We start from the raw sequence: 2,869 nt of genomic DNA on the forward strand, positions 1-2,869 counted from the left end.
GCGATCCGCGGCTCCCGAAGGAGCAACCCGGCGACCTACACCGGCCTGCTCGAGCCGATCCGCAAGGCCTTCGCCAAGGCCAACGGCGTGAAGCCCGCGCTGTTCAGCTCCAACTCCGAGGGTGCCTGCCCCGCCTGCAACGGCGCCGGCGTCATCTACACCGAGCTCGGGGTCATGGCGACCGTCGAGTCGACGTGCGAGGAGTGCGAGGGCCGTCGTTTCCAGGCCGCGGTGCTGGAGTACACGCTCGGCGGACGCAACATCGCCGACGTGCTCGCGATGTCGGTCGACGAGGCCGGCGCGTTCTTCGCGGACGGCGAGGCGCAGACGCCGGCCGCACACAAGGTCCTGACCCATCTGGCCGACGTCGGGCTCGGCTACCTCAGCCTCGGCCAACCGCTCACGACGCTCTCCGGCGGTGAGCGGCAGCGGCTCAAGCTCGCCACCCACCTGGGTGAGAAGGGCGGCGTCCTGGTCCTCGACGAGCCGACCACGGGCCTCCACCTCGCCGACGTCGCCCAGCTCCTCGGCCTGCTCGACCGGCTCGTCGACTCGGGCAAGTCGGTCATCGTCATCGAGCACCACCAGGCTGTCATGGCGCACGCCGACTGGATCATCGACCTCGGCCCCGGTGCCGGCCACGACGGTGGGCGGATCGTGTTCGAGGGGGCGCCCGCCGACCTGGTCTCCGCGCGCTCGACCCTCACCGGCCAGCACCTCGCCGCCTACGTGGGCGCCTGACCCATGCTGTGGTTCCAGGAGGTGCCGGAGACGAGGGCAGGCAAGAACCGGCTCCACGTCGACCTCTACCCCACCGGCCGGGACGACACCCTGACCCTGGACCGGCGGGTCGAGGTCGTCGAGGCGAAGGTGGCCGAGCTGGTGGGCCTGAGCGCGACGGTGGAGGGCCGGACGGGTGGCCACGACCCGGAGGACCCGTACTACTGGGTCGTCAAGCACGACCCCGAGGGCAACGAGTTCTGCGTCAGCTGAGCCGGACGGCGTCACCGCGTGGTGCGTGACCCAGCCTCGACCCGGCGCTTGAGGTTTGTGAACTGCCGGGTCTGCATGGCCCAGTGTGAGGGCTCCAGGACCGCGACGCTCATCAGCGGCTGGAGCCACCGCGGCCGCAGCGACCAGTAGCCGCTGACGACGAGTCGTGTGCGGTGCCCGGGCAGCTCGGCGAGCTGGAAGGACCACGTCGAGTCGGTGAACCGCGACGGCCGTTCGCCGACCGGGTCGAACGGGCGCCCGCGCAGGTCGAGGGACATCCGCAGTGCCAGGAAGCGTTCCGGCTCCAGCGCCGCGACCTCCCACCACTGGCTCCGGTCAGGCCGGGCGATGAACCGGTCCCCCACCTCGATCGGCTGCCACTCCGGGTGGACCCGGTGGGCGCTGCGGCGGCCGAAGTTGTCGAGGCGGTCCCAGCTGTACCACCCGCCGCGATCGGTCCCCATCTGCACCAGCCACGGCCAGACCTGCGCGGGCGGGGCGTCGATGGTCGTGGCCATCGTCGCGCTGCGGGTGCCCCCGGGGACGATCTCCCGCCCGGGGAAGTCCGCGCGCACCTCGGCCTGGGTCGCACCCCAGCGCAGCAACCGTGGACGGACCACCACCAGGTATGCCGTGACCGCGGCGACCGCTGCCAGCGCCGCCGTGCCGAGGGGACGCCTCCGGTCCATGTCCCCACGGAATCCGCCGGAGGCCGGCGAGGTCAGGGGAGAACGTCCCGCCGGGGACCGCATCGGTGCGGGTTGTGCATCGGGCCGGCGGCGGGACGATGAGGGAGGCCCGCCCCCGCGCGGCGCCGCGACCCCGGCCGGTGGCAGAGACGAGGACGGCCATGAACGTCACAACGGGCGCCAAGCCGTCGCGGCGGGCACGCGCCGCGGGGATCTACGGCACCATCGTCACCGCCTCGGTCCTCGCGACCGCAGGGGGGAGCCTGCGACCTTCCGTGCTCGAGGTCCTGGTGTTCGGCACCCTGCTGGTCTACTGGCTGGCCGAGGTCTACGCCGAGATCCTCGCCGAGCACATCCACGCCGGCCGGCTCCCGACCGGTCGGGAGCTCCGGGGGCTGGTGGGGGCGACCTGGCACCTGGTGGCCGCGTCGTACATCCCCCTGCTCGTCCTGGCGGTGGCCGGGCTGGTGGGGGCGACCCCCAAGGCCGCCAGCTTCCTCGCGCTGGCGGCCGCGGTGGTGGTGCTGATCGTCCACGGCCTGACGGCCGGCCGTGCGGCGGGCCTGACCGGCTGGCGGCTGACCGGGAGCACCGCGACCGCCGGCCTGTTCGGCATCGCGATGGTCGCGCTCAAGGCGCTCGTCGCGCACTGAGCAGTCTGGCGGCTCGGCGCCGGGTCAGTCCGTGCTGAGCCGCTGGAACAGCACGCAGTCCCGCCAGGCGCCACCGAGGTGGAGGTACTGCGGTGCCCGCCCGTACTCGACGAAGCCGTTGCGCAGCAGCACCCGCTGGGAGGCAAGGTTGTCCGGCTGGGTCTCGCCCTGCACCCGGTGCAGCGCCAGCGGCCCGAAGGCCAGCGCGAGCGCGTCGGCCACGGCGGCCGTGGCCAAGCCACGACCGGTCCGATCGGCGCTGATCCAGTAGCCGACGCTCGCGGACTGGAACGCCCCGCGGATGATGCTGTTGAGGTTCAGCGTCCCGGCGAGCTCGCCGGCGGCGTCGAGGACCACCATCGGCACCCGGCGTCCTGCCTCGTGCTCGGCGAGCGCCTGGACCGCGGCCTCGCGCTGCCGCTCGACGGTCAGCCAGTCCCCGTCGCGGAGCGGCGAGGTCGGGGCCAGGTGCTCACGGTTGCGCACCAGCAGCTCGGTCAGCGCGGGGACGTCCTCGAGGGTGAGCAGTCGCGT

General features: G+C 73.1%; 5 protein-coding genes. 3 read left to right on the forward strand and 2 right to left on the reverse strand.

Annotation, left to right across the window (positions count from 1 at the left end; translation table 11 throughout):
- Positions 1-741: ATP-binding cassette domain-containing protein (locus ACXVGS_RS18915; protein WP_458538213.1), on the forward strand; the 741-nt coding region annotated here is incomplete at its 5' end.
- Positions 742-744: 3 nt separating this feature from the next.
- Entirely contained in the window at positions 745-993 is a 249-nt protein-coding gene (locus ACXVGS_RS18920) for a VOC family protein (protein ID WP_458538214.1), read from the forward strand.
- Between the two features lie 11 nt (positions 994-1,004).
- Here ACXVGS_RS18920 and ACXVGS_RS18925 read toward each other — a convergent pair whose 3' ends face one another.
- Entirely contained in the window at positions 1,005-1,682 is a 678-nt protein-coding gene (locus ACXVGS_RS18925; RefSeq protein ID WP_458538215.1) for a hypothetical protein, read from the reverse strand.
- Between the two features lie 161 nt (positions 1,683-1,843).
- Between ACXVGS_RS18925 and ACXVGS_RS18930 the strand changes: the two genes are divergently transcribed.
- On the forward strand, positions 1,844-2,335 hold the full coding sequence (locus ACXVGS_RS18930) for a hypothetical protein (protein WP_458532269.1): 492 nt from the start codon (positions 1,844-1,846) through the stop codon (positions 2,333-2,335).
- A gap of 24 nt (positions 2,336-2,359) precedes the next feature.
- Here the strand turns inward: ACXVGS_RS18930 and ACXVGS_RS18935 are convergent.
- Positions 2,360-2,869 (reverse strand): GNAT family N-acetyltransferase (locus tag ACXVGS_RS18935; RefSeq protein ID WP_458538216.1); only part of this gene is annotated, 510 nt, incomplete at its 5' end.

Source organism: Oryzihumus sp. (assembly GCF_054325275.1).

Excerpts from the sequence above, each read along its gene's own strand:
- ACXVGS_RS18925 (WP_458538215.1), bottom strand. The coding sequence starts at position 1,682 with ATGGACCGGAGGCGTCCCCTCGGCACGGCGGCGCTGGCAGCGGTCGCC.
- ACXVGS_RS18930 (WP_458532269.1), top strand. The coding sequence starts at position 1,844 with ATGAACGTCACAACGGGCGCCAAGCCGTCGCGGCGGGCACGCGCCGCG.
- ACXVGS_RS18920 (WP_458538214.1), top strand. The coding sequence starts at position 745 with ATGCTGTGGTTCCAGGAGGTGCCGGAGACGAGGGCAGGCAAGAACCGG.